Source organism: Pseudanabaena sp. PCC 9330, assembly GCF_055795045.1.
Genome location: NZ_JAYFES010000103.1, coordinates 116,455 through 140,956, shown reverse-complemented (window position 1 = coordinate 140,956; position 24,502 = coordinate 116,455). Strand labels below are relative to the sequence as shown.

17 protein-coding genes are annotated in these 24,502 nt (G+C 57.1%); 10 read left to right on the top strand and 7 right to left on the bottom strand.

Going from position 1 to position 24,502, the window contains the following annotated elements; translation table 11 throughout:
- Positions 1-102 precede the first annotated feature (102 nt).
- Positions 103-1,437, top strand: a complete 1,335-nt coding sequence (locus tag AC0QKW_RS13075) for a TrkH family potassium uptake protein (protein ID WP_473151523.1) — start codon at positions 103-105, stop codon at positions 1,435-1,437.
- Positions 1,438-1,520: 83 nt separating this feature from the next.
- Here the strand turns inward: AC0QKW_RS13075 and AC0QKW_RS13070 are convergent, their stop codons facing one another.
- The 3 genes from AC0QKW_RS13070 to AC0QKW_RS13060 all read right to left on the bottom strand — a co-directional run bounded on the left by AC0QKW_RS13070 (position 1,521) and on the right by AC0QKW_RS13060 (position 3,722).
- Positions 1,521-1,718 carry a hypothetical protein gene (locus tag AC0QKW_RS13070; protein ID WP_473151509.1) on the bottom strand — a complete coding sequence of 66 codons (198 nt, stop codon included), beginning with the start codon at positions 1,716-1,718 and terminating at the stop codon, positions 1,521-1,523.
- Positions 1,719-1,863: 145 nt separating this feature from the next.
- Complete coding sequence (locus AC0QKW_RS13065) at positions 1,864-3,207, bottom strand: hypothetical protein (protein WP_473151508.1); 1,344 nt, start codon at positions 3,205-3,207, stop codon at positions 1,864-1,866.
- 245 nt (positions 3,208-3,452) lie between these two features.
- Positions 3,453-3,722: a GlsB/YeaQ/YmgE family stress response membrane protein gene (locus AC0QKW_RS13060; RefSeq protein WP_473151507.1), complete on the bottom strand. Its 270-nt coding sequence runs from the start codon at positions 3,720-3,722 to the stop codon at positions 3,453-3,455.
- Between the two features lie 442 nt (positions 3,723-4,164).
- On the opposite strand from AC0QKW_RS13060, the gene AC0QKW_RS13055 reads away from it, so the two are divergent.
- Both AC0QKW_RS13055 and AC0QKW_RS13050 read left to right on the top strand, forming a co-directional pair.
- Positions 4,165-10,110 carry an EAL domain-containing protein gene (locus AC0QKW_RS13055; protein ID WP_473151506.1) on the top strand — a complete coding sequence of 1,982 codons (5,946 nt, stop codon included), beginning with the start codon at positions 4,165-4,167 and terminating at the stop codon, positions 10,108-10,110.
- A 160-nt stretch (positions 10,111-10,270) separates the two neighbouring features.
- On the top strand, positions 10,271-10,591 hold the full coding sequence (locus AC0QKW_RS13050) for a hypothetical protein (RefSeq protein ID WP_473151505.1): 321 nt from the start codon (positions 10,271-10,273) through the stop codon (positions 10,589-10,591).
- Between the two features lie 90 nt (positions 10,592-10,681).
- On the opposite strand, the gene AC0QKW_RS13045 is transcribed toward AC0QKW_RS13050, so the two are convergent.
- Together AC0QKW_RS13045 and AC0QKW_RS13040 are read right to left on the bottom strand one after the other, a co-directional pair.
- Complete coding sequence (locus AC0QKW_RS13045; protein ID WP_473151504.1) at positions 10,682-12,949, bottom strand: glycoside hydrolase 5 family protein; 2,268 nt, start codon at positions 12,947-12,949, stop codon at positions 10,682-10,684.
- Positions 12,950-13,168: 219 nt separating this feature from the next.
- The gene (locus AC0QKW_RS13040) at positions 13,169-13,699 is read right to left on the bottom strand and encodes an HPP family protein (protein ID WP_473151503.1); all 531 of its coding nucleotides are present in this window, start codon (positions 13,697-13,699) and stop codon (positions 13,169-13,171) included.
- Between the two features lie 357 nt (positions 13,700-14,056).
- Here AC0QKW_RS13040 and AC0QKW_RS13035 point away from each other — a divergent pair, with 357 nt between their 5' ends.
- From AC0QKW_RS13035 to AC0QKW_RS13025, 3 genes are read left to right on the top strand one after another with little or no spacing between them, the layout of a single operon-like run.
- A complete protein-coding gene (locus tag AC0QKW_RS13035) occupies positions 14,057-17,146 on the top strand; it encodes a leucine-rich repeat domain-containing protein (protein ID WP_473151502.1) in 3,090 nt (1,029 codons plus the stop codon).
- Positions 17,147-17,187: 41 nt separating this feature from the next.
- The gene (locus AC0QKW_RS13030; RefSeq protein ID WP_473151501.1) at positions 17,188-17,394 is read left to right on the top strand and encodes a DUF4926 domain-containing protein; all 207 of its coding nucleotides are present in this window, start codon (positions 17,188-17,190) and stop codon (positions 17,392-17,394) included.
- Positions 17,348-17,830, top strand: coding sequence for a hypothetical protein (locus tag AC0QKW_RS13025; RefSeq protein WP_473151500.1), 483 nt, complete (start codon positions 17,348-17,350; stop codon positions 17,828-17,830). The genes AC0QKW_RS13030 and AC0QKW_RS13025 overlap by 47 nt, the downstream gene beginning before the upstream one ends.
- Positions 17,831-17,857: 27 nt before the next feature.
- Here AC0QKW_RS13025 and miaB read toward each other — a convergent pair whose 3' ends face one another.
- Entirely contained in the window at positions 17,858-19,231 is a 1,374-nt protein-coding gene (gene miaB / locus AC0QKW_RS13020; RefSeq protein WP_473151499.1) for a tRNA (N6-isopentenyl adenosine(37)-C2)-methylthiotransferase MiaB, read from the bottom strand.
- 140 nt (positions 19,232-19,371) lie between these two features.
- Positions 19,372-19,932 (bottom strand): hypothetical protein, encoded by a 561-nt coding sequence (locus tag AC0QKW_RS13015; RefSeq protein ID WP_473151498.1) that lies wholly within the window; start codon positions 19,930-19,932, stop codon positions 19,372-19,374.
- A gap of 138 nt (positions 19,933-20,070) precedes the next feature.
- Here AC0QKW_RS13015 and AC0QKW_RS13010 point away from each other — a divergent pair, with 138 nt between their 5' ends.
- From AC0QKW_RS13010 to AC0QKW_RS12995, 4 genes are all read left to right on the top strand, one after another.
- Positions 20,071-20,751: a response regulator transcription factor gene (locus AC0QKW_RS13010; protein WP_473151497.1), complete on the top strand. Its 681-nt coding sequence runs from the start codon at positions 20,071-20,073 to the stop codon at positions 20,749-20,751.
- 181 nt (positions 20,752-20,932) lie between these two features.
- Positions 20,933-22,336 (top strand): ATP-binding protein, encoded by a 1,404-nt coding sequence (locus AC0QKW_RS13005; protein ID WP_473151496.1) that lies wholly within the window; start codon positions 20,933-20,935, stop codon positions 22,334-22,336.
- Between the two features lie 212 nt (positions 22,337-22,548).
- The gene (locus AC0QKW_RS13000) at positions 22,549-23,280 is read left to right on the top strand and encodes a TPM domain-containing protein (RefSeq protein WP_473151522.1); all 732 of its coding nucleotides are present in this window, start codon (positions 22,549-22,551) and stop codon (positions 23,278-23,280) included.
- 278 nt (positions 23,281-23,558) lie between these two features.
- Positions 23,559-24,476, top strand: coding sequence for a methylenetetrahydrofolate reductase (locus AC0QKW_RS12995; RefSeq protein WP_473151495.1), 918 nt, complete (start codon positions 23,559-23,561; stop codon positions 24,474-24,476).
- Positions 24,477-24,502: the final 26 nt, after the last annotated feature.

The window sequence follows — 24,502 nt, the reverse complement described above, 5'->3', positions numbered from 1 at the left end:
AAATCTTGCGGCATATTGGTTGAGGGCGTCAACTCATGAAAGTATAGGGTTGCCCCGTGAGCCCTACACTAACCCTACTCCCTGGATGCCCTGCTCATGCAGATGACGGTTCCGCGCACTATATGCCTCGGTTTTTTAGTGTTAATTAGCGTTGGCGCACTGCTGTTGATGCTGCCCATCTCGACCACTGCCCGGGGCTGGGGCGATCCTCTCGTTTCCCTGTTTACATCCACCTCCGCTGTCTGTGTAACGGGGCTGATTGTGGTTGACACAGGCACCTACTTCTCCAATTTTGGCGAGGCTATTATTCTTGCGCTGATTCAGGTGGGGGGGCTGGGCTACATGACCCTCAACACCTTTCTGCTGCTGCTGCTGGGGCGACGGCTGGGGCTGCGAGAACGGCTGGCCATTCAACAGTCGATGGATAACTCGGTTTTGGCGGGGGGCAAGTCTTTGGTGCTCTCCATTATTGCCATGACGTTGGTGATTGAGCTGACGGGCCTGTTTTGCCTATATCCCGTCTTTAGTCAAGAGTATGGCTCTAGCTACGGGCTGTGGCTCTCCATGTTTCATAGCGTCAGCGCCTTTAACAATGCGGGCTTTAGCCTGTTTGAAGACAACATTATTAGCTACGCCGTCAACCCCTGGATTAACGCGGTAATCACCGCGTTAGTCATCTTGGGCGGTATTGGCTATCAGGTGATTATGGAGTTGCTGGCCTGGATGCGCAATCGCCTGAATGGCAATCGTTGCCGCAACCAGTTTTCCCTCAACTTTAAAATTGTCACTAGTACCACTGCCGTGCTGCTGATCCTAGGTACTCTGGCATTCTTTCTCATTGAGTACCGAAACCCCAGTACTTTAGGGCCAGTAAATCCGCAGCATAAGCTGCTGATAGCCTGGTTCCAATCTGTTATCGCCCGCACCGCCGGGTTTAACAGCATTGATATCGGTGCTATGGGCAACGCCTCGCTGTTTATTATGATTGCGCTCATGTTTGTTGGGGCTAGCCCTGGTAGTACCGGGGGCGGCATTAAAACTACTACCATTAGCATTTTGCTGGCCTGTACTCGGATGGCGCTTCAGGGCAAAGAGCAGGTGCTCATGTTTCGGCGGCAGATTCCGACCAGTCGGGTGCTAAAGGCGATCGCAGTCGTCGTCGGTTCTGGGTTGGCCGTCGTTTGTGCCACAGCCCTGATTGCGATCACTAACCCCACCCTGAGTTTCATTACTATTCTTTTTGAAGCGGTTTCAGCCTTCGCCACCGTGGGGCTTTCTGCTGGTATTACCGCCGATCTGTCTGATGTTGGTAAGTATGTGATTATTGTCACTATGTACCTGGGCCGGGTGGGGGTGCTGCTGTTTATGGGAGCGCTGCTGGGTGACCCCAAACCCTCGGCTATTCAGTATCCAGAAGAGGAGCTTTTGATCGGTTAACGGGAAGCTCCTGAATTCTGAGCGTCTCTATATAAGATAGTTCCAGAGCTTGCGGCGGATGGCTTGTCCGGTCGGCCATTGCCCTAGCCTGAAGCCAAAAAAAAGAGAGCTGATGGCTCTCTTGGGGGGTTGCTATTTTCCTGCGGCGATCGCCCCGTGAGGCGTTGTCGCATAGTTTGGTGTCGCTTGTGTAGCTGGCGCTGGCGGGCACTGCCGCCGCGGCCCTTGTGGTTGCGGCCCGGTCGCCGAGGCGACTCCCACCGCTTAAGCTGTTGTGCCATGGGTACCTCTGCCTAGACTACTTCTATGCTAGCGCCTAGATTGGCCAATAGCCGGTAAGTAGAACGCTCTTTACTCATCGCAGGGGCGGTGCTGAACCGGGCCCACACAGTATTTGTACTACCGTTTGTGGTGCGCTTCGGATAGTTAACGCGCAAAGCCTGTCTTTTGTTTCTGTTTGCCCTTCGATTTTTTCTTAGAAGAACTTTGGTTTACCTCTTGCAGCGCTTCTTGGAATAGAGTTTGCAGATGCATCGGTGCGCTTGCTATCTCAGGAAGCTGTGGTTCTAATGGCTTTCCAACTTTGGCTAACGCGTTATCTAACTCTGGCATGGTTAAATCGCTACGGTTAAGGCAACGTCCTAGGGAGGCCAAAATTGGTTCTGCATTCTCTTCAGCCAGACAGTGCCATACGTAGGCATTAACGCGATCGTCTTTGAGGTAGGTTTGAACCTTTTGATCTAGCTTTGCTATCGCGTCTACATCGGTCGATTCACATAGCTGGGTCAGGCGCACGTAGTCTTTTAAGAATGTCTGCCCCCAGCGAGGATGCACAAAGACAGTCACCGCCTCTGCTCGACGAAGCTCATCGGGCAGATTAATCGGTGGCATCACCATTTTGATGGCCTGATCTTGCTGAAGCAGATGGCTGACGGCACGCCCGTCTTCGCCAAAGGCTTTTACTGAATCGGCGACCTCTGCTTCGGACATACCAGCCTCATCGACCAATGCCTTAAGAGACTTAGACCCATCGATGCCAGCTTCTTCTAAGCGCCGTTGGGTGGTTAGATCTTGGTATTCTTTAAGCTTTTTATTTAGTTCATATCCTGAGAGCGTCAGGCGATCGCTGCCAAAAAAATCTACAAAATCGTAGTGATAACGCTCTACCGATTGCCATGCTTCTGCCAACAGCTCAGGGGCATCACCATAGAGATAATTGGGAAACCAATTTTTAAAGTTTCCAATGGCAACAGCCAGCTTGGGCTTGCCCAACTTGCCCAGCAACATTAAAGGGCCTGAAAACGTCCAGGTATTTTTGCTATGGGGCGACAGACGGGTAACCACAATCTCCCCAAGGCTGAGGCGAGATAGCTCTTCTTTGGACTGCAGCCCGTTGGCTTCTACCCAATAGCGCTTTTCTGTGAGCCAGTTCATTAACCCATAGCGGTGGTCTGACATCTCAACTATCGTAAACAGACCATTAAAGGTATGGCACCAACGTTGAACGAGGGTCTGGTCATCCTGAGATAAATTAGATTGATGATTTAAGAAAATATCTATAACCGATTGGCTGGCAACCTTTCCTTCGGTCAAAAACATGTCGATCGCTAGCTCTGATCGATTGATTCCTTGTAGATTAGTTGTTGACCAGTGACTTAGATGATCGGCACTATAGCGCTCTAAAGCCGTTGCCAAATCACCGTCGGCATCTAACACAAAAGCTCTGAGTGATTGCTTTAAAGTCTTAGATTTCTCTAGCAGTTTATCCACTGAAAGCTCCATAAAATAAATTCAGAAAAGCCAGAGAAATTGGTCTAAATATTTGACTAAATCTGGCTCAGAAAACAGCTTAGGGCAACCGTTTCAAGAGTTGCCCTAGGCCATTGGCAAAGAGAACTGCGTCTCTATGCTATTTACGTGGCTCTATCTTGCAGTCTATCGGGCGATCGCCACAATACACTCTAGATATCATCACACTTGATTTTGCCCGCTAAATTTACAGCAGATATTACTAATCAAACAGTGCGTCGGGTTGCTGCATAGTAAATGAACAGGGCCACAATGGCACCCAAGACAGCGATAAATACACCGCCAATGCTAAGCCCAGTTGCCGTTAAAGCTAAGGTTCCTGTGGTGAGCAGGGTGTAGAGGCTTCCCCCAACGAACGCGCCAATAACGCCTAAAATGAGAGTGCCTAAAATGCCACCGCTCTGATGGCCAGGATAAATTGCTTTAGCAATTGCACCCGCCACCAGCCCCAATACGATCCACGCCAAAATGTTCATGTCTTAATCTCCAGATTATTTGTAGGCGATTAGCGCCTTCTTCCTCATGCCTAACAATTTACTGAAATACTTAAGTTGGTGAGAGCATCTAAAGATATAGTTCGGTCTTACCGAAAGGCATACATACGACAGATTTTGAAATCGTGGAAGTTGATTCGACATTAGCAAGACAGAGCGTGGGCTACATCGCCGGATGGTGGGAGCTAGAAGCCTCTGCGGTGTCGCAGTACGAGAGCTGCTGCGACACCGCCACCTAGGGGTCAGCCGCTAAGTTGGGGGTAGCCCAGCCGGATCGGCTCTAAAAATAGATTGTTATGGTTGGGGGTGCCGCGCCAGCGGCATGGACGATTGATATGAGCAGCACACAACTCCAGCTGAGATACTCTGAATCAAGGTCGGCAAGACTAGGGAAGAATGAAGACAACGTTCAAGAACGCTATGGATGATTGAGCTGCCTGGATATTCTCTCTTAGATCAGCTGTATACCGGGGTTAAGAGCTTGGTCTACCGAGGGCAGCGGCTGGCTGATGGCCAGGCTGTGGTGGTCAAAGTGTTGCGCAGCGACTGCCCAACGCTGGATGAACTGATGCAGTTTCGCCGTCAGTTTGCGATCGCCCGGGGGTTGAACCTATCCACCCTGGTGCAGCCCTACGATCTGCTGCCCTACCGCCAGAGCTACGCGCTGGTGACCGAAGACTTTGGCGGCATTTCCCTCAAAGACTGGATGGTACAGCACCGGGCCGTTGGGCTGGGGCTGCTGGAGTTTCTCGATCTGGCCCAGCAGCTTGCCGCCATTCTGAAGCAGCTGAACGACCAGGGCATCATTCACAAAGATATCAAGCCCAGCAATCTGTTGATTCATCCCACAACCCGACAGATCAAGCTAACCGACTTTAGTTTGGCCTCGCGCCTGCCGCGAGAAGCGCTTCCAGGGCCGGAGTACGGCCTGCTAGAGGGCACCCTGGCCTACATTTCGCCCGAGCAAACCGGGCGCATCAATCGCGGTGTCGACTACCGCACCGACTATTACTCCCTCGGCGTCACCCTCTATGAACTGCTGACCGGGCAGGTACCCTTTACGTCTAACACCGCCATGGGTTTGGTGTATTGCCACATTGCCAAGGCCCCGCCGCCGATCGCCAGTCTGAACCCGAACGTGCCCGAGGGGTTAGCCGCCATTGTCACCAAGCTCATGGCCAAAAACCCAGAAGACCGCTACCAGAGTGCCGTTGGGCTGAGCCATGACCTGGAGCGCTGCCGAACGCAGCTGGAGCAGACGGGAAAGATTGTCGCCTTTCTCCTGGGGCAGCGCGATGTCAGCGATCGCTTTCTAATTCCCGAAAAGCTCTATGGGCGAGAGCCAGAGGTGGCGGCGGTGCTGGCCGCCTTTGAGCGGGTCGGCGGTGTTGGGGCCACGGGCGGCGAACTCGTGCTGGTGGCGGGGGCCTCGGGGGTGGGCAAAACCGCCGTGGTCAATGAAGTGCAGAGGCCGATTGTGCGCCAGCAGGGCTACTTCATTAGGGGCAAGTTTGACCAGTTCAAGCGCAACCTTCCCTTTTCGGGCTTTTTGATGGCCCTGGGGGAGCTGATGGGGCAGCTGCTGGGCGAGACCGAAGCGCAATTAAACCGGTGGCGCAGCGATATTCTGCTGGCGGTGGGCAGCAATGGTCAGCTGCTGATAGACGTGATTCCTGAGCTAGAGCAGATTATTGGCCCTCAGCCGCCCGTGGTCGAGCTGGCTGGCCAGGCGGCGCAGCATCGCTTTAACCTGGTCTTTCAGAACTTTATTCAGGTGTTTGCTGCACCTCAGCACCCCCTGGTGGTGTTTTTAGACGATTTGCAGTGGGCCGATCGGGCTTCGCTACAGCTGATGACGCTGCTGATGGCCGACCTGCATTGCCCTCATCTGCTGCTGATTGGGGCCTACCGCAACAACGAGGTGAGCCCGGCCCACCCGCTCATGCTGACCCTAGACACCATTCGCCAGAGTGGAACTGCGATTAGCACGATCATTCTAGAGCCGCTGTCGGCCCACAGCCTCAACCAGCTGGTGGCCGATACCCTGGGTTGCTCGGTGTCGCTGGCTGCGCCCTTGGCCGAGCTGGTCTACCAAAAGACCGGGGGCAATCCGTTTTTTGCCACTCAGTTTTTGCAGGTCCTATATCAGGAGGGCGTCATTGCCTTTGACCCGGCCCAGGGAGGCTGGCAGTGCGATCTGGCCCAGGCTCGCAGCGCGGCCCTGACCGAGGATGTGGTGGCCTTTATGGCCCAGCAGCTGCAAAAGCTGTCGCCCCCCACCCAGGCCTTGCTGAAGCTGGCGGCCTGTATCGGCAATAGGTTTCAGCTGAAGACGCTGGCGCTGGTGGCAGAGCAGCCCGAGACCGAGGTGGCGATCGCCCTGTGGAGCGCCCTAGAGCAGGGTCTGGTGCTGCCCCAAAGCGAGCGGTACAGCTTTTTTGGGTCGCCTGAGGATGGCCTGGATCAAGCCCTGCCGTCCCTAGATGCCTTAGAGATTCCAGAGCTGAGCTACCGATTTTTGCACGATCGCATTCAGCAGGCGGCCTATTCGCTGATTCCTGAGGCCCAGCGCCAGCAGACCCACCTCACCATCGGTCAGCTACTGTGGCACAAACTGTTGCCCGCCCAGCGAGACGAGCAGCTCTTTGCTATCGTCAACCACCTAAATGAGGGGCAGGCGCTGCTGGCAGCGGCCCCCGAGCGAGATCATCTGGCCCAGCTCAATTTGCAGGCGGGGCGCAAAGCCAAGGCGGCGACGGCCTATCCGGCGGCGGTAGACTACCTGCGGCAGGGCATCGCCCTGCTGGGGGCAGACCCCTGGCAGCACCAGTACGACCTAGCCCTGGCCCTGCACCAAGAGATTACCGAGGCCACCTACCTGAGCACCGACTTTGACGCGATGGCGCAGTGGGCCGACACTACCCTCCGCCACGCCCACACCCTGCTAGAGCAGGTGCCCATCTACGAGGTGCGGCTGCTGGCCGATCGCGCCCAGGGCAATTATCTGGCGGCGGTACACACCGGGCTGGCGGTGCTGCATACCCTGGGGGTTGAGCTGCCCACCCAGCCCACTCCCGCCCAGGTGCAGCAGGCCCTGGCCACCACCCACCAGCTCTGGGCCGGGCAAGACCCCCTCAGCCTGCTGGCCCTGCCCCAAATGGTGGATGCCCAGCGGCTGGCGGCCATGCAGATTATGACCAAACTCAGTGCCCCCACCTACCGAGCGCTGCCCGCCCTGATGCCGATGCTGATGGCCAAGCAGGTCGAGTTTTCGATTTGCTACGGCAACAGTCCGATTTCGATTTTTGCCTATGGGGGCTACGGTATGGCCCTGTGCGGTATGGGCGAGATTGAGGCGGGCTATGGGTTTGGCCAGCTGGCCCTGGGGCTGCTAGAGCAGCTCTCTGCCACTGCGGGCGAGAGCCGGGCCGGGTATCTGGTCAACACCTTCATCCGCCACTGGCGCGACCCAATTCGCCAAACCCTGCCCGCCTTTGTGCAGGCCTACCAGAGCGGGCTGGCCACAGGCGATCTCGAATGTGTGGTGCTCAACGCCCAGTCCTACGGCCACTACGCCTATTTCGCCGGGCAACCCCTAGAAGATTTGGCGGCGGAGATGGCCGCCTATGGCCAAACCCTGCGCCAGCTCAAGCAGGTGTCGCTCAAGTGTCTCGAAATTGTGCAGCAGACGGTGCTCAACCTGCTAGGAGAAGGAGAAACCCCCTGGCGCTTGAGCGGGTCGGTGTATGAGGCCGAGGCGTCGGTGCAGTTTCACCTGGAGCACGGCGATCGCACCTCCCTGTTTCACTACCACTTCAACCAGACGGTGCTCTACTACCTGTTTGGCCAGGTTGAGCAGGCGGCCCAATCCTCCGAGCAGGTGGCCACCTACCTGGATGGGGGCCGGGCCCAGTTCCCCATCGCCCTCTACGCCTTCTACGATGCCCTGATTCAGCTCGCCCTCTCCACCCCTTCCACCCCTCACCCCTCTACTCTTGAACAATCCACCCCTGAACAATCCACTCGCCGCCAGCGCATTCAGCAACAGCAAGATAAGCTGACTCAGTGGGCCAGCTTTGCCCCTGAGAATCATCGCCACCGTCAGGAGCTGGTGGTGGCCGAGATCGCCCGAGTCGAAGGGCGCTACCTGGAGGCGATCGTGGCCTACGATGGGGCGATCGCCACGGCCAAAGCCCACGGCTTTATTCAAGACGAAGCCCTGGCCAATGAGCTGGCGGCTCGGTTTTACCTGGCCTGGGGGCGAGACAAGCTGGCGCTGCCCTACCTGCAAGCCGCCTACTACGGCTATGCCCAGTGGGGGGCCAAGGCCAAGGCCCAACAGCTCGAAGCCCTCTACCCGGCAAAATTGCGGGCGAGTTTCTCGGCCCTGCCGCTGCCGGGGGTGCTCAGCCCCAGCGAAGATGTCAGCAGCCACACCAGCGACACCGCTGCCCTAGACTTGGCTGCTGTCATTCAGGCCTCCCAGGCGCTCTCCCAGGAGCTGCGGCCCGACCAGCTGATCGTGACCCTCATGCAGCTGGTGCTCGAAAATGCCGGGGCCGAACAGGGAGCCCTGATCTTGCGACAGGCTGATCAGCTCACCGTGGTCGCCCAGTGCCTGAATGGCGAAATTTGTGGCGATAGGGGCGGCGAAACGGGCGAGGCGGAGCCAGTGCCCCTGCAAGCCAGTCGCAGCCTGCCCATCAGCCTGATTCACTTTGTCGATCGCACTGCCGCCCCCCTGGTGATCGACGACATGCGGGTCGAGCCGCGCTTTGCCGCCGACCCCTACCTGGTACAGCGCGCGCCCAAGTCGGTGCTGGCGCTGCCGTTGGTGCACAAAAGCCAGGCCATGGGTGTGCTCTACCTAGAAAACAGCCTGACCACCGGGGCCTTTACCGGCGATCGCATCCAGGTGCTCACCATGCTCTGCGCCCAGGCGGCGATTTCTTTTGAGAATGCCAACCTCTATCAGCACCTCCAGCTCAGCCACCAAAATTTGCAAGAGTCTCTGAGCAACCTGCAAACCACCCAGTCGCAGCTGCTCCAGGCCACCGAGCAGCTCCAGCACGACGCCCTCTACGACGGCCTCACCCATTTGCCCAACCGCGCCTGCTTTATGAACTGGCTCAACCAGGCCATTCTCAGCAGCGCCGATCAGCTCTATGCCGTGCTGTTTATGGATCTCGATCGGTTTAAAAACATCAACGACAGTCTGGGCCACCTGGTCGGCGATGAGTTCTTAAAACTGGCCAGTCAGCGGCTTCAGAGCTGTGTGCGCGCTGGGGATGGGGTAGCCCGGTTTGGCGGCGACGAGTTTGCCATTTTGCTCGATGATCTAGAGCATCCAGCCCAGGCTCTGGAGGTCGCCCAGCGCATTCAAGACCAGTTTTCCCTCGCCTTTCAGGTGAGCGATTACGAAGTCTTTTCCACCGCCAGCACCGGCATTACCTACGGCAGCCTAAACTATCAAACCGCCACCCAGGTGCTGCGCGATGCCGACATCGCCCTGTACCAGGCCAAAGCCAGGGGGCGCAACCAGTACGTGGTGTTTGACCCCGCCATGCAAACCCAGGTGGCTCTGCGGCTCCAGCTCGAGAGTGACCTGCGGCGAGCCATCGACGCTCAAGAATTTTGCCTCTACTACCAGCCGATCGTTTCTCTCACTACCGGCCAGGCCAGGGGCTTTGAAGCCCTGATTCGCTGGCAGCACCCCACCCGCGGGCTCGTTTCTCCCCTAGAGTTTATCCCCATGGCCGAAGAAACGGGCCTGATTGGCCCCATTGGCTGGTGGGTTGTAGAGGCAGCCTGCCAGCAGCTCGTGCGCTGGTTAAGGATGGCCCCCCGGCCTGGACCGCTGACCATGAATGTGAACCTGTCGGCCATACAGCTCAAGCAGCCCGAGCTCATTGAGCGACTAGAGGCCATGCTGCAGGCCACCCAAATTCCCAGGCAATGCCTAAAACTAGAGATTACCGAAAGCTGTATCCTCGATGCCTTCACCTCCGAAGCCCAGTCGCTAAAGCGGCTCAAGGCCCTGGGGGTGAGGCTCTGCATCGACGACTTTGGCACGGGCTACTCGTCCCTCAGTCGGCTGCATGAGTTCCCCATTGATACGCTCAAAATTGATCGATCCTTTGTGCAGCGCCTGACCCAAACTTCTCCAAACAGCCCTACCTCACTAGATACCGTACAGATGATTCTCACCCTGGCCCACAGCCTAGACATGGATGTGGTCGCCGAGGGCATCGAAACTGCCGCCGAACTTGATCTCCTCAAACGTCTGGGATGTGAGTTTGGCCAGGGTCATTGGTTTGCCCGGCCTCTCACAGCAGAGCAAGCGACCCAGTGGCTCTGCCCAGAAGCATGAAGGCCTTGCCAGCGCTGTCCTGTGGCTGATGCCCACAGAAATGTTACATTATGTATCTGCGCTATAATAATTTTAAGCAATATGTTAAACGATTGGATTCTCGTCTCAATCTACTGATTTTTGCAGACAGTAATGCCCCAATACCCCCATTTTTTTAACCGTGATTCACCCTTTGGTTGTACAAGAAAACTTGACGAATCGCTTTCGCTATTGGAATGAGAGCCTTCAAGACGGCATGCACTTTAATAATGATCTCTATACCCACTTTCAGGATTTTAGAGTATCCGATCGCCTGAGGGCCTACGCTACCGCCTACGAGCAGATCGAGCAAGGCAACACCGTTTGTATCACGGCGTCAAAAACCCGCTACACCATTTGGCTTTGTTTGCGCGTAAAAAATCAGCTAACCAGCGTTAGCGACAGAGAGAAAATCTCGCTGCTAGGCAAGACCGAGAAGGGAAAGATCTTTTCGAGCTACTAGGGGCTGTCATCAATTAGTCGCGTACGGCCCAAAAATCAAAGGTTGGCTGTCTGACCAGCACTGCTTCAAGGTTTCGTCGCTAGGCTTTTTTTAAGCATCCGCAGCTGTTAGCACAACGTACTTGGCATCCTTTGGCATCACCAGGGTAACTCCCTCTGGCTGACGATCTAGCGCTACCTCTCCTTGACTCATGCCGTTCATGTCGAGGACATAGGCTTTTACAAGGGTCTGATTGCGCAGGGTTAGGGTGACATTGGCATTGGCCACCTGCCAAGGAGCTTCGCCAAAGTTTGTGACTTCATAGCCGCTATGGCTCACGCCGTCGTCGTCTTGCCACTGTACAGGGGTTTGGCCCCAGCCGGTAGGTCTGGCCGTTGTGCCCACCTGCACTAAAATCTGACCCGCCCGATCTAGGGGTTGATCATCCAGGGTTACAGCTACCACCGTGGCGTAATGGTTATCGGCGGTGACGGTTAGGTCGGCTAACTCTAAAGAGCCTGCGGCCTGCAAAAATCCGGTTACCCCCTGGGCCTTAGGAGTGTTGAGCCAGCACAGCCCTCGTCCGTAGTCCCAGGTGATCTCTTGGGTAATCGACGTAACGGTCTGAGCAGTTTCGTCTAGATAAGGCGTCAGGTCTGTGGTCTGACTCTGGGCTGGGTCACTGTCGTAGCTGACCTCCACCGGCCCCACTAAAAAGGCCAGCGGGTGTACCTCAGAGTCGGCAGTGGTCTCAGCCGCCGCTGACCCGGCATCGCGATTGGGGTCAAAGGTGGCCGCCTCGGCAATCAACGGCGTTTGACGTTGCCAGAGGCTGTCTAGGCTGCGGTGCTCCTGCACAACGGGCTGACCCGTTTGGATGTAGCCCTGGCGGTACATCAGAGCCGCCGCCGGAAAGTTGCCCAACAGCTCTGGCGTATCGGCAATCCATTTGCCGACCGACGGTAGATAGCCATTGGCTGATTCGGGCTGTCGCCACTGAGGTTTGCCTAAACTAAACCAGAAGAAGCCATCTACTCCGGTGAGCGATTGATACAGGCTGACCAGAAAGGGGCCTTCTGACTGGTAGCTCAGAGGCGGGGTCCAGGAGCTTTCGGTAATCAACATAGGGTGCCCGGTGACCTGCTTGAGGTTGGTCGGCAGTTGGTCGGGGTGAAGCAGTACGGAAGCGTCGGTGAAGCGATCGCCATCGGCGATCGCCCAGCCGCTGTGCTCTCCGGTATGAAGGCCGCCGTAGTAGCGGTTGACGGCCATCACCTCGGTAGGGGTGTAAGAATATCGCTCGGCATCGTTGAGGCGTGGGGTATCTGCGGTTTTCCAGTTGTTGGCATTGATCAGCGCCTGGGCACCGATTTCATCTCGCAAAAAGGTGGCCATATCGGCGTTAAAGCGCGTCATGGTCAGGGTTAAAAACTCGGTCTGGTCGGCTAACCGCTGGGCTTTGCTAGGGTTATTGTCGGGCTGCACCAGCTCCCAGAGGGGAGACAAGACAAACTGACTCTGGGCCACATGATCGCCGTCCAGAGAGGCGCTTCCCCAGGCCTTAGTGATCGCTTCCTCAGAGCCATACTTGGTGTTGAGCCAACCGTTGTACTGCTCAGTTAAGAGCTGGAGATCCTCTCCTTTGAGATTGTCAAAGGTCCAGAATAGTAGCGAGTCTTCATTTTGCAGCTGTAGTAGGGCGATCGCCGGATCGTCCTTCAGGGCCAGGCCCGTGTAGGGGTTAACGGGCTCTAGCAAAGCCCGCCACCAGTCTTTGTAGGCCGCCTGCAAGGTGGGGTCAAAAAACAACAGCCCCATCATGCTGTCGCTATCGCGGGGCACTGGCCATTGGGGTTGCAGATCCAGGGTCGCCGCAAAATAGGGCGAGATGACGGTGTAAATACCCTCAGCTTTCATCGCTGCGACCATCTGCCACAGCTGATCGCGGGCCGTTTCATCAATGGCACTCAGCGAGGACTGCTCCTCCTGAGACGGAATTTGCCCATGCCAGCGCACTAGATTGACCCCCCGCTTAGCTAAAAACCTGGCGTTCTCTGCTATGGCGGCGGGGCTCTCTCGCCAAATGGTGGTGTTAACCGGCCAAAAGCGAATGAGCTCGCCCTGGCCGGTGACAAAATCTTGCCCGTCTGCCGATCGCCGAATAAAGCCCGTCTCCCCCGCCACCGTTTCGTTTAGGTAGCGCAGATCTAACAGGGCATCGTCGCTAAAGGTATCGGGCTCGGGCACAAAGTCCCAGGCTTGGGCGGGGTCAACCCAGTTGGTGGCCACGATGTTGTTAGAGTCTGGGGATTGATTGACGTTTAACGACCCTGGCAAAACCTGGCTACAGGCCACCATCAGGGCAAATCCACTCGCCATCAGCCCGATAAACCAAAACCATCGCCGAGCGAAACCTGGTCTAAGGATCTTCCAGAGGAGGGGGCGCATAACCAAGAACCAGCGGCAGGGCATGGTTGAGTTTAGCGAACCTGCTGACTAAATCGAAGGCTAGGCGCAGGCCTGACATAATCTTTATTTATCAATGAAACGCTCTTAGCCTTTGGAGTATGGGGGCTGTGGCCTTGAGATTAGACGCCGTTAAATCCAGTGTTTGGGGTAGGGGCGACCCGGAATCCAGCGGCTAAAGGCCACCGTACACAGCACCAGCACCACCGCCCCCGTCAACACCGGGGTAAACACAAAATCCCAGGAGGCGTGGCTCATCACCCCCACCAGGGCGACGGCTCCCCCAGGGGGATGCAGGGTATGGGTAAGCTGCATGAGCTGAATGGCGGTGGCCACGGCGAGGGCCATCACCCACGGAGCCGTGCCAAATAGGCTGACGCAGGCGACGCAGACCAGCGCCCCAATGACGCAGCCGCCAATTACGTTGCGGGGCTGGGCCAGGGGGCTATCGGGCACTGCAAACACCAGCACTGCGGTGGCCCCAAAGGGCGCTGCAATTAATGGATAACCGGTGTAGACGGTCAGGTAAGCCAGCACGGCAATACCGACAAAGCTGCACAGGTAGGAGGTAAGAATCTGCCAGTAGGTAAACTGGGGCTGATGGGACGATCGGCGCAATAGCCTGATCTGCCGAAGCTCAGGCCGATAGTTAAGCTGTCTCATGGGTGGTGTCTGCTGGATTCGCGTAGAGCCGCCTGAAAGCCCTGCACAGTTGCAGGCAAAAATACTCTGGAAGTATTTTGTCACACTTTTATGACATAGCTTCAAAAAAGTAGCTAAAAATACAGAAATCAAGAGCCCTTAGAGAAATGCCTTTGGGTCACGGAGACTTGCAGAGACCTCTGCCCCTGCACTCAGTGAAAGCAGGCGAGGCGGTTGCCCCGAGTGTGGCACCGGCAAGGTGGCTGCCTAACCCACCTTATGGGTGCCAACTTGCTCACAACAATCGGGTAAATCGCCCACCCCGCCCCAATCGCGGCTATAAAAGGGGGAACCCCCCCCGCCCAAACCAAAATCGCTATGACCCAGGATGAGCTGCTGCAACTGATCGACCAGGCCGCCGCCGAGGGCTGGACAGAGCTAGACCTGTCGGGCAACGGGCTGACGGAGCTGCCGCCCGAGATTGGCAAACTCACCCAGCTTGAAACCCTGATTTTGGGAAAGTGGGATGAAGAGAAAGATGAGGATTTCGGCAACGAACTAACCAGCTTGCCATTAGAAATTTGTCAACTTAGCAACCTCAAAATACTTCAGGCTCCTGTTAATCGAATCAGCACTATCCCGGACAGCATCGTCCAGCTCCATAACCTGCAACAGCTCGACTTTTGGAGGAACCAGATCAGCACTATCCCGGACAGCATCGTCCAGCTTGCCAACCTCCAACAGCTCGACCTCAGCTCTAACCAAATCAGCACCATTCCGGACAGCATCGTCCAGCTTGCCAACCTCCAACAGCTTGACCTTAGCGATAATCGAATCAGCACCATCCCAGATAGTCTCGCCCAGCTTTATAGTCTCCAACAGCTCAACCTCGGCGATAACCGAATCAGTACCATCCCCGATAGCCTCGCTCAGCTTCATAACCTTGAACAACTCTACCTTTGGAAGAACCGAATCAGTACCATTCCGGACAGCATTGCTCAACTTCGTAACCTCCAACACCTTAACCTCGGAGGAAACCAAATCAGCGCCATTCTGGATAGCCTCGCCCAGCTTGCTAATCTGCAACAGCTCTACCTCTGGAGCAACCAAATTAGCGCCATCCCGAACAGCATCGCCCAGCTTCACAACCTCAAACAGCTTAACCTCAGCTCTAACCAAATCAGTGCTATCCCGGACAGCCTTGCTCAGCTTCACAACCTGCAACAGCTCTACTTTTGGGAGAACCAAATCAGCACGATTCCCGACAGCCTCGCCCAGCTCCAAAGCCTCCAAAAGCTCTACCTCTTCAATAACCAAATCAGCACGATTCCCGACAGCTTCGCCCAGCTCCAGAGTCTCCAAGAGCTTTCCCTCAGCAACAACCAAATCAGTACGATTCCCGACAGCTTCGCCCAGCTCCAAAGTCTCCAAGAGCTTTCCCTCAGCGACAACCAAATCAGTACGATTCCCGACAACTTCGCTCAGCTCCAAAGCCTCCAAGAGCTTTCTCTCAGCGGCAACCAAATCAGTGCTATCCCAGAGAGTCTAGAGTCTTTGTCGCAACTTGAGACACTCGATCTGCGAGGGAACCCCTTGCCAATTTCTCCAGAAATTTTGGAATCACCCGAGCGATATCAAGATCCTGGCTATGTTGAGAGGATCTTCAACTATATGCGCCAGCTTCGCAGTGGTGATGTAAAACCGCTGAATGAGGCCAAGCTCTTGCTGGTGGGTCAGGGCACGGTGGGCAAAACTTCTCTAGTCAAGCGCCTTATCGAAAATCGCTTCGACTCTAATGAGCCTCAAACCGACGGTCTCAATGTGCGCGAGTGGGGTGTCCACGTCAATAGCAAAGACGTGCGCCTCAACGTGTGGGATTTTGGTGGGCAGGAAATTTATCATCACACTCATCAGTTCTTTCTCACTAAGCGCAGCCTCTACGTTCTGGTCTGTAACTGCCGCACTAGCGAAGAAGAAAACCGAATAGAGTATTGGCTCAAGCTGATCCAAAGCTTTGGCGGCGAGTCACCCGTCATCATTGTTGGCAACAAAAAGGATGAGCAACCCTTCGACATTAACCGCAAAGCTCTGCGCGAGAAATATCCTAATATCTGCGCCATTCTAGAGACCTCTTGCCAAACCGGAGACGGTATTGAAGACCTGCAAGGAAAAATCACTGAGGAAGTCGGTAAGCTGCATGATGTCTACAACCTACTGCCCCTCTCTTGGTTTGAAGTTAAAGAACGGCTCGAAGCCCTCGATCGTGACTTTATTAGCTATGGCGAATATATTGGCATCTGCTGCCAAAACCAAATTTTTGAAGAGAAAAACCAAACTCAGCTCATCGACCTACTCCATAACTTAGGTCTGGTGCTCAACTTCCGTGACCACGACTTTTTGCAAAATACTAATGTCCTCAATCCCGACTGGGTAACTTCAGGCATCTATGCCCTGCTCAGCGACGAAACGCTTAAAACTAAAAGTAAAGGCCTTCTTGACAACAACGATCTCACCCGAGTGCTTGACTCCCAACGTTACCCAAAAGAGCGGCATCGGTACCTAACCGAACTCATGCAAGAGTTTCAGCTCTGCTTTGAACTACCTGACTGTACCTGTCCCCAGTTTTTACTCCCCGGTTTATTACCTAAGGATGAGCCAGAAAATATTAGGCTTAAAGGTGGCACACTAGAGTTTCAGTACCACTATCCTGTCTGGTTGGAGATTGTTCTATCCAGATTTATAGTCCTTAACCACGAGAGGATTCATAACCAAACCTGCTGGCGCAGCGGCGTCATGCTGGAATATTGCGAAGGCGACGAAGTCTGCAACATCGCCCGCGTCAAAGCCGACCCCGAAGACAAAAAAATCTTCATCGCCATTGCAGGACGCGACACCACCCGCCGCGTTTTTCTCTCCCTTATCCGCGATACCTTCACCCGCATTCACAAAAGCTTTGCCGATTTAGAAGTCACCGAGTGGGTGCCTGTCCCCAACCACCCCGACCATCCCCCCCTCGACTACCAAGAACTATTGGGTCAAGAAGGCATGGGTATTCAAGAATTTCCTATTGGCAAACTGCGCCTGCGCCTCAACCTGCGACAGCTCCTCGACGGTTATGAACCCGTAGAAGCCCGCCGCCGCCGCGACATCAAAGAACGCGACCTCGACATCGAAGAGCGCTACGGCATGGTTGGCATGGGCGATCGCATTCCCTCCCGCAGTGCCCCCGACCAGCCTCGCATTCCCATTCCCCAGGGGCGAGTTGAGCTACATCAATTTGTCCTCACCCTGCCCGACCCCCAATTTGAGACAGTGGTGTTTAGACTCAATCCACCCAAAGGCAATGTGCCCCCCGCCACAAGTTCTCGGAGCCAGCGGGTGTCAGCTTTGTTTGAGTGGCTAGAAAGCCCAGTTGGCTCAGACCTAGAGGACTTGAGAACAGCATTAGCCGAAATTATCGACAGTTAAATATGAAGCTGAAGCCGATGTGTTGATTTCTGAAATCCTCAATGCCTAGTCTCCCTTGCCAGTTTCAATTACTCGATGTGGTTGCTCTAAAAACAGCTCTGCCTGAGCACAACCTTGCCGCCGGGCAAGTCGGTACCCTGGTCGAACATCTTGCTCCCGATGTCTACGAAGTCGACTTTAGCGACGACGACGGCCAAACCTATGCCATGCTGCCGTTGCATACCAGCCAACTACTCAAGCTTCACTAAACCCCCGATCGCCTTCTGCAAAGTTATAGGCGACAAGAGGGGCACCCAGGCCAACGGCGGCAACATCGGCAATCTGGTTAACGACGCCAGCGGCCATGCCCAGATCATCGCTGTGGGCTTTAGCCAAACCACCGGCACCCCCACCGCCGAACTGCTCCAGATTGTCGATCGCCTGCGTCAGACCGCTGCCCAACTGCCCCCCGAGGTGCGCGACGACCTAATCATCGACATCGACGACGTGGAGGCCGAAATTCAAAAGCCCGATGACCAGCGCAGCATGCCGAAGTTGAAAAAGCGCCTTGCGGCCCTGGTCACCGCCGCTGCCATGCTAGCAGGCGGTGTATCGGCAGCGAATGGTTTTGCTGATGATGTAATCGAGCTAGGCAGCAAAATTGGCATTGAGCTTCAGTTGCCATCGCCATCAAATCAGCCCTAGCCGAAAATCTCTCTAAACTGGGGCCATTTATGTAACGGCGGCTAGCGCCTTAACGGGTTCCCCCGTCAGGCTAAAGGGGCGCACCTCGGTAATTTTGACCTGCACCAGCTCCCCCTTCAGCGTCGCAAAATCGCCATCAAAGAAGGCGAGGCGGTTGCCGCGCGTGCGGCCCATGACTTGGGTGGGGTTCTTAGGGTTAGCCGCTTCCACCAGCACCTCTTCAATGCGGCCCTGGTAGCGTTGGGAGCGCTCTGCCGCCTTCGTATTCACCAGATGGTTGAGCCGTTGCAGGCGATCGGCCTTCACCTCTTCAGAGAGCTGATTTTCCCAGAGGGCCGCCGGGGTGCCGGGGCGGGGCGAGTAAGCCGCCGTGTTGAGCTGGTCAAAGGCAATGTCGTTGACCAAATCCATAGTGCGCTGAAACTGCTCCTCGGTTTCGCCAGGGAAGCCGACGATCGCATCGGCACTGATCGCCGCATCGGGCATATAGCGGCGCACGGTGTCGATAATGCGGCGATACTTCTCGTGGGTGTAGCCCCGCGCCATCGCCTTCAGCACCTCGTTGTCGCCCGACTGAAAGGGAATGTGGAAGTGCTCGCACACCTTGGGCAACTCGGCGCAGGTGCGAATCAGCCGCTCGGTAAAGTAGCGGGGGTGGCTGGTGGCAAAGCGAATGCGCTCGATGCCGGGCACATCGTGGACGTAGGTGAGCAGGTCGGTGAAGGTGTGCTGGTGCCGCCCATCGGCGGTAGAGCCGGGCAGATCGCGCCCGTAGGCGTCAATGTTTTGGCCCAGCAGGGTGACTTCTTTAAAGCCCTGGCGGCCCAGCTCCTCCATCTCGGCGCGAATGGCCTCGGGAGTGCGAGATTGCTCAACGCCGCGCACCCCCGGCACCACGCAGTAGGTGCAGCGCTCGTTGCAGCCATAGATCACATTCACCCAGGCGGTGATGGTGCTGTCGCGCCGGGGCTTGGTAATGTCTTCCATGATGTCCACCTCTTCGGTGGCCACCACCTGATTGCCGTCAAACACCTGTTCGAGCAAATCCTGTAAGCGGTTGGCGTGCTGTGGCCCCATCACCAGGTCGAGCTCGGGCACTCGGCGCAGCAGAGATTCTCCTTCTTGCTGGGCGACGCATCCGGCCACGATCAGCGTCAGGTCGGGGTTTTCGTGCTTGCGGCGGGCCTGGCGACCCAGGTATGAGTAGACCTTTTGCTCGGCGTTGTCGCGAATGGTGCAAGTGTTGTAAAGCACCACGTCGGCTTCGTAGGGGTCGTCAGTCCAGCTCAGGCCCATGGTGTCGAGAATGCCCGCCATGCGCTCGGAGTCGGCCTTGTTCATCTGGCAGCCGAAGGTGGTGATGTGGTACTGACGGGCAGAACCGGCGATGGATCTAGACATTGGGCAGCAACAGGAGCAGCAACGGCACAGTTCCTTATAGTAACGTGATGCGATCGCATCCGGCACAGGCTGAAATTCTCGCAAGCGACCCACCCCGCCCTCTGGGCACCCCTCCAACGGAGGGGACGCCTGCTGTTACTCTACTCGGCTGGTGCGGTCTGACGGCGCTGCATGGGGCCTCTCCGATTGCTACGCAGAGCGGCGGTGAGTTCGGCTTCGCTGACGCCGAGCTGGGTGGCGGCGGCGGCTAAGTCGGGGCGCGGCATTGTCTCGGGAATACCCAGGGCCGATCGCAGGTCGATTTCGCTGACGCCCAGCTGACTGGCGGCGGCGGCGAGCATTTGGCTGGGGTTGGGGCGAGTGCCTGCCTGGCGCTGCTGTCGGGCATTCTGCATAGTGCTGCGCAGGGTCTCTCTCAGGTCGGTTTCGGCGACCCCGAGCTGGGCGGCGACGGCAGCCATGTCGGGGCGCTGGGGCCGCTCAGCAGGCAGCCCCAGGGCCGACTTGAGATCGACGGTGCTGACCCCGAGCTGGGCAGCGGCGGCATCTAGACCGCGCCCGTGACCCCGCCCTGAGCGATCGCTGCAATCGGTACGCTGCCCCTGGGCTAGGGGAGATGGGGTGGACTGGGCCAGGGCGGTGAGGCCTAGCCCACCCACTAGGGCTGAGGCCAGGGCCAAGGTCATGAGTGAACGGTGCATAGCCATAGGCGTTTTGCTCCAGTTATCTATATAGAGTGTCACTACTTATCTAACTCTGGGCACCATGGCAAAACTATGGCAAATCAATTACAAAGTTGTCATGGTTGCAGGCTAGATCTGAGCTTAGGCTGGGGTGACATGAATATTTTGCTGGTCGAAGATGAGGCCCGAATTGCCGATTTTGTGGCCCAGGGGCTGCGAGAGCAGGGGTTTGTGGTAGAGGTCTGCGACAGTGGTACCGAGGGCTATGCTCTGGCCCTAGATCAAGACTATGACGTCGTGCTGCTCGACATCATGGTGCCGGGAATCGACGGTCTGGCTTTGCTCAAAAACCTGCGGGCGGCGGGGCAAAACGTGCCGGTCATTCTGATTACGGCCCGCAACGAGCTGGACGATCGCCTGACGGGGCTAAACCTGGGGGCCGACGACTACATCGCCAAACCCTTTTACGTCGAAGAACTGGTGGCCCGCATTCACGCTGTGGTGCGCCGCAGCAGCGGCGATCGCCAAAACTTTATCACCGTTGGCCCCCTGCGGCTCGATCGCCTTAGCCGCGAGGTGACCTGCGCCGACCGCCAGGTCGAGTTGACCACCCGCGAGTTTAACCTGCTGGAGTACCTGATGCGATCGCCCGGTCGAGTCTTTACCCGCACCCAGATTTTGGCCCATGTGTGGGGCTACGACTTTAACCCCAGCACCAACGTGGTAGATGTGGCAACCCAGCGCCTGCGCAAAAAAATTGGCCCCCTGGGTGCCGCTCACATTGAGAGCGTGCGTGGGGTGGGCTATCGCTTTCGGGCAGGGGAGACCGACCTATGACTACCGCCCACCGCCGCTGTGCTCTCTTCACGCCGCCCCTCTCTCACCCTCAATCCTGCTTAGATACCCCAGGTTCAGCAGGGCGAATGCAATGCGCCCCTACGGTTTGGCTTTGTGGGAATCGGGGGCCTGGGTTTCAGGTTTGGGATAACTCGCTCCTGACCTGGCGGGGAACACCCTGGTGAAACGCCCCTCTCTCCGTCTGCGGCTCGCTCTCTGGTCGGCGGCTCTGGCCGGTGGTGCCCTGCTGGGGTTTGCTCTACTGTCGAGCTGGCTGATCTACCAGGCCCGGCTCGATCGCCTCGACGCTCGGCTAGAGAGAGCGGTGCCCTTTGGACGCGGGGGCGATCGGGCCAAGCTGCGCCAGCCCGAGGCACCCCTAGCCCGAGATCTGGGCCTGCCCAATGAAGAGGACGTAGGGCTGTTGGTGATTGATCGCGAGGGCAGCGTGGTTTATGAGTCGCCCCGCTGGGCCAGTCTGGGCCTGGCAGGGCAGCTACCCCATCCACCCCCAGGCCCCTGGCAGGGGGTGGGGCGCGGGCCTAGGCGGTTGCTCACCTTGCACACAGACACCGGGCCTTGGCGGTTGATGGTGCGGGCTAGCCCCATCGGGCAGGTGGCGATCGCCGCCAATCTCGACTCTCTACAGCAAGAGATGGGCACCCTACGGCGCATTTACCTGATCACGATTCCGGGGCTGCTGCTGGCGATCGGCGGGGGGGCTTGGGGGCTGGCCGGGCGGGCGCTGCGACCCGTAGGTCAGCTCAGCCACACCATCGACCAGGTAACCGCCCAGGGGCTGGGTCAGCGGGTGCCCGTCGAGGGAGATGTGGAGTTTGAGCCGTTAATTACCGCCTTCAACGCCATGCTAGAGCGGCTAGAACGCAGCTTTCACCAGGCCTCGCGCTTTAGCGGTGACGCGGCCCACGAGCTCAAGACCCCCCTCACCATTCTCCAGGGTGAGCTAGAGGGGGCGATTCAGCAGGTCGAGTCGGGCTCTGCGACCCAGCAACGCCTCAGTCGCCTGCTTGACCAGGTCAGCCATCTGGGCAGCATTGTGCGCCAACTGCTGCTGCTGTCTTTGGCCGATGCTGGGCAAATGAGTATTCAGCGCCAGCCGGTAGATTTCAGCGCCCTCGTGCAAGACCAGATCGAAGACCTGGCACTGCTGGCCCCCGATCTCACCCTTGCCGCTGAGATTGAGCCGGGGCTGGCGGTCGAGGGCGATCGCGCCCTGCTCATACAGGTGATCCAAAACCTAATCACCAATGCTGCCAAATACAACCTGCCCCAGGGCTGGGTGCAGGTCGGGGCTGAACGCCGGGGCCAGCAGGTGTACCTCACCCTGACCAACCCCACCGTCGAGCTGCTGCCGACTGAACGCGATCGCCTATTTGAGCGGTTTTATCGGAGCGAACCCGCCCGCGCTGGTCACAGCGAGGGCCTTGGCCTAGGGCTGAGTCTAGCTCGTGAAATTGTGCGTGCCCACGGCGGCGACCTGCGCCTTGGCACCACCCCGATCGACCAGGCCCAGTTTTGTCTGCACCTACCCGCTTTTGCTGCGGCATGGCCAACGCAGAACTAATCTAAACCGGGAATAAATATTAGAGTTGTGTAAACAAGTGTAAACAAAGGTATAGACTAAATTAAGGAAAGTGCCCCACCATAAGATTTATCTTGGGCTTTAAATCGGTGGGTGTCATTGCCATCCAGTTCTATTTTCTACAGCAAGCCAGTATGAGAAACGTGCTGAAGGTCTTAATTGTCTGCTTGGTGGGTCTCTGCACCTGGTTGCCGATGGCACCCGCCCTGGCCTACGACAACCCTGAACTCTTGCCCGACCAAGAAACCGCCATTATTGACCTAGCCAAGTCACTCACCTCGCGCCAAGAAGAAGATCTCGATTCTCAGCTCAACCAGTTTGAGACCGAGACCGGCTGGAAGCTGCGGGTGCTCACCCAGTACGATCAAACCCCTGGCCGGGCGGTCAAAGATTTTTGGGGACTTGACGATCGCAGCATCATGCTGGTGGCTGACCCCCGGGGCGGCAACCTGCTCAACTTCAGCGTTGGCGATGCGGTCTATGACCTACTGCCCCGCACCTTTTGGATTGAGCTACAAACCCGCTACGGCAACCAGTTTTTTGTGCGCGAAAACGGTGAAGATAACTCGATCTTGAGCGCGCTTGAGTCAATTCAAGGCTGCCTGCGCCAGGGCGGCTGCAATGTGGTGCCTGGCCTGCCCCAAGAGCAATGGGTGCTGACGCTGATTACCTCCATCGTCGGTGGCGTCATCTGCGGCTTTGCGGCCCATCCCCGCAAACCGGGGCAAGGGCTCGCCTGGCAGTGGGTGCTGATCTTTTCGCCGCTGTGGGGCATTTTATTCTTTGCCTTTGGCCTTGGCCCGGTGTTGACCCGCACCAGTGACTGGCTGCCCCTGACTCGCAACGTGGCTGGGTTCTTTATTGGGGCGCTGGTGGCCTATCTAACGCCGGTTTTGGGTAGCCAAGCTCCTAACTCTGAAACCTGATGGCCTGAGTTGACTCAGATCTAGTCCAGATCTAAGCAAATGAATTGCCAGAGTCCCCGAGATTGCTCGATGCTGATATTGAGCAATCTCGGGGATTTTGCGTGGGGACAAGGTCGCTCAGCCCCGCGAGGTGACTCGAAACCGCTGTAGTTGCCGGGATATACTGGGGCTTCGCAGGGGTTGGGTAATCGGTAGCAGGGAACAGCGGAAAGCGTCTGTCCGAGGCTCGATGTCCGACCCGTTGGTTCTACCCCTTCACCACCGACACGGAGGATTCCTTGATATCTGCACCCCTGGGTTATCGGCTGCGCACGGCGGCTAAGGCGGGCCAGTTTTTGGTCACCGCAGAGGTGATGCCGCCCAAGGGGGGCAATCCCGAGCACATGCTGGCTATGGCCCAGTTGCTCAAGGGCCGGGTGCACGCGGTGAATGTCACCGACGGCAGCCGGGCGGTATTGCGCATGTCGTCGTGGGCGGCGGCGCTGCTGCTGCAACAGCAGGGCATTGAGGCGGTGTATCAGGTGGCCTGTCGCGATCGCAACCGCATTGCCCTCCAGGCTGACCTGATGGGTGCCCACGCCCTGGGGTTGCGCAACATTCTGGCGCTGACCGGCGACCCAGTTAAAGCAGGCGACCATCCCGAAGCGCGGGGCGTGTTTGATCTAGAGTCGGTGCGGCTGCTCAAGCTGATCGACAAGCTCAACGCTGGCGTTGACAGCCACGATAAGCCTTTGGCCGATGGCGATCTCAATCTATTTGCCGGGGCGGCGATCGATCCGCAGTCGCCCAGCTGGTCAGGGCTCCAGCGCCGGTTTGAGGCTAAGGTCAAGGCGGGGGCACAGTTCTTTCAGAGCCAGCTGATCACCGACTTCGATCGCCTCTCTAAGTTTATGGATCAGATGGCGGCGGGCTACGATCGCCCCGTGCTGGCCGGCATTTTTCTGCTGAAGTCGGCCAAAAACGCCAACTTCATTAACCGCTACGTGCCCGGTGCCCAGATTCCTCAGGCCATCATCGATCGCCTGGCTCAGGCTACCGACCCCCTACAGGAGGGGGTGCAGATCGCGGCAGAACAGGTGCAGGCCGCCCGGCAGATCTGCCAGGGGGTACACCTCATGGCTGTGCGCCGTGAAGATCTGATTCCTCAGATTCTTGAGCTGAGCGGGGTAGCTCCGGTAGACGGGGTTTCGGTCTAATACTAAATTTTGCTTGCCTACCCCTG

What these genes read in the sequence shown, in the direction of transcription:
- AC0QKW_RS13075 (WP_473151523.1), top strand. Translation starts at nt 103, where the DNA reads ATGACGGTTCCGCGCACTATATGCCTCGGTTTTTTAGTGTTAATTAGC.
- AC0QKW_RS13070 (WP_473151509.1), bottom strand. Translation starts at nt 1,718, where the DNA reads ATGGCACAACAGCTTAAGCGGTGGGAGTCGCCTCGGCGACCGGGCCGC.
- AC0QKW_RS13060 (WP_473151507.1), bottom strand. Translation starts at nt 3,722, where the DNA reads ATGAACATTTTGGCGTGGATCGTATTGGGGCTGGTGGCGGGTGCAATT.
- AC0QKW_RS13055 (WP_473151506.1), top strand. Translation starts at nt 4,165, where the DNA reads ATGATTGAGCTGCCTGGATATTCTCTCTTAGATCAGCTGTATACCGGG.
- AC0QKW_RS13045 (WP_473151504.1), bottom strand. Translation starts at nt 12,949, where the DNA reads ATGGCGAGTGGATTTGCCCTGATGGTGGCCTGTAGCCAGGTTTTGCCA.
- AC0QKW_RS13040 (WP_473151503.1), bottom strand. Translation starts at nt 13,699, where the DNA reads ATGAGACAGCTTAACTATCGGCCTGAGCTTCGGCAGATCAGGCTATTG.
- AC0QKW_RS13035 (WP_473151502.1), top strand. Translation starts at nt 14,057, where the DNA reads ATGACCCAGGATGAGCTGCTGCAACTGATCGACCAGGCCGCCGCCGAG.
- AC0QKW_RS13030 (WP_473151501.1), top strand. Translation starts at nt 17,188, where the DNA reads ATGCCTAGTCTCCCTTGCCAGTTTCAATTACTCGATGTGGTTGCTCTA.
- AC0QKW_RS13025 (WP_473151500.1), top strand. Translation starts at nt 17,348, where the DNA reads ATGCCATGCTGCCGTTGCATACCAGCCAACTACTCAAGCTTCACTAAA.
- miaB (WP_473151499.1), bottom strand. Translation starts at nt 19,231, where the DNA reads ATGTCTAGATCCATCGCCGGTTCTGCCCGTCAGTACCACATCACCACC.
- AC0QKW_RS13015 (WP_473151498.1), bottom strand. Translation starts at nt 19,932, where the DNA reads ATGCACCGTTCACTCATGACCTTGGCCCTGGCCTCAGCCCTAGTGGGT.
- AC0QKW_RS13010 (WP_473151497.1), top strand. Translation starts at nt 20,071, where the DNA reads ATGAATATTTTGCTGGTCGAAGATGAGGCCCGAATTGCCGATTTTGTG.
- AC0QKW_RS13000 (WP_473151522.1), top strand. Translation starts at nt 22,549, where the DNA reads ATGGCACCCGCCCTGGCCTACGACAACCCTGAACTCTTGCCCGACCAA.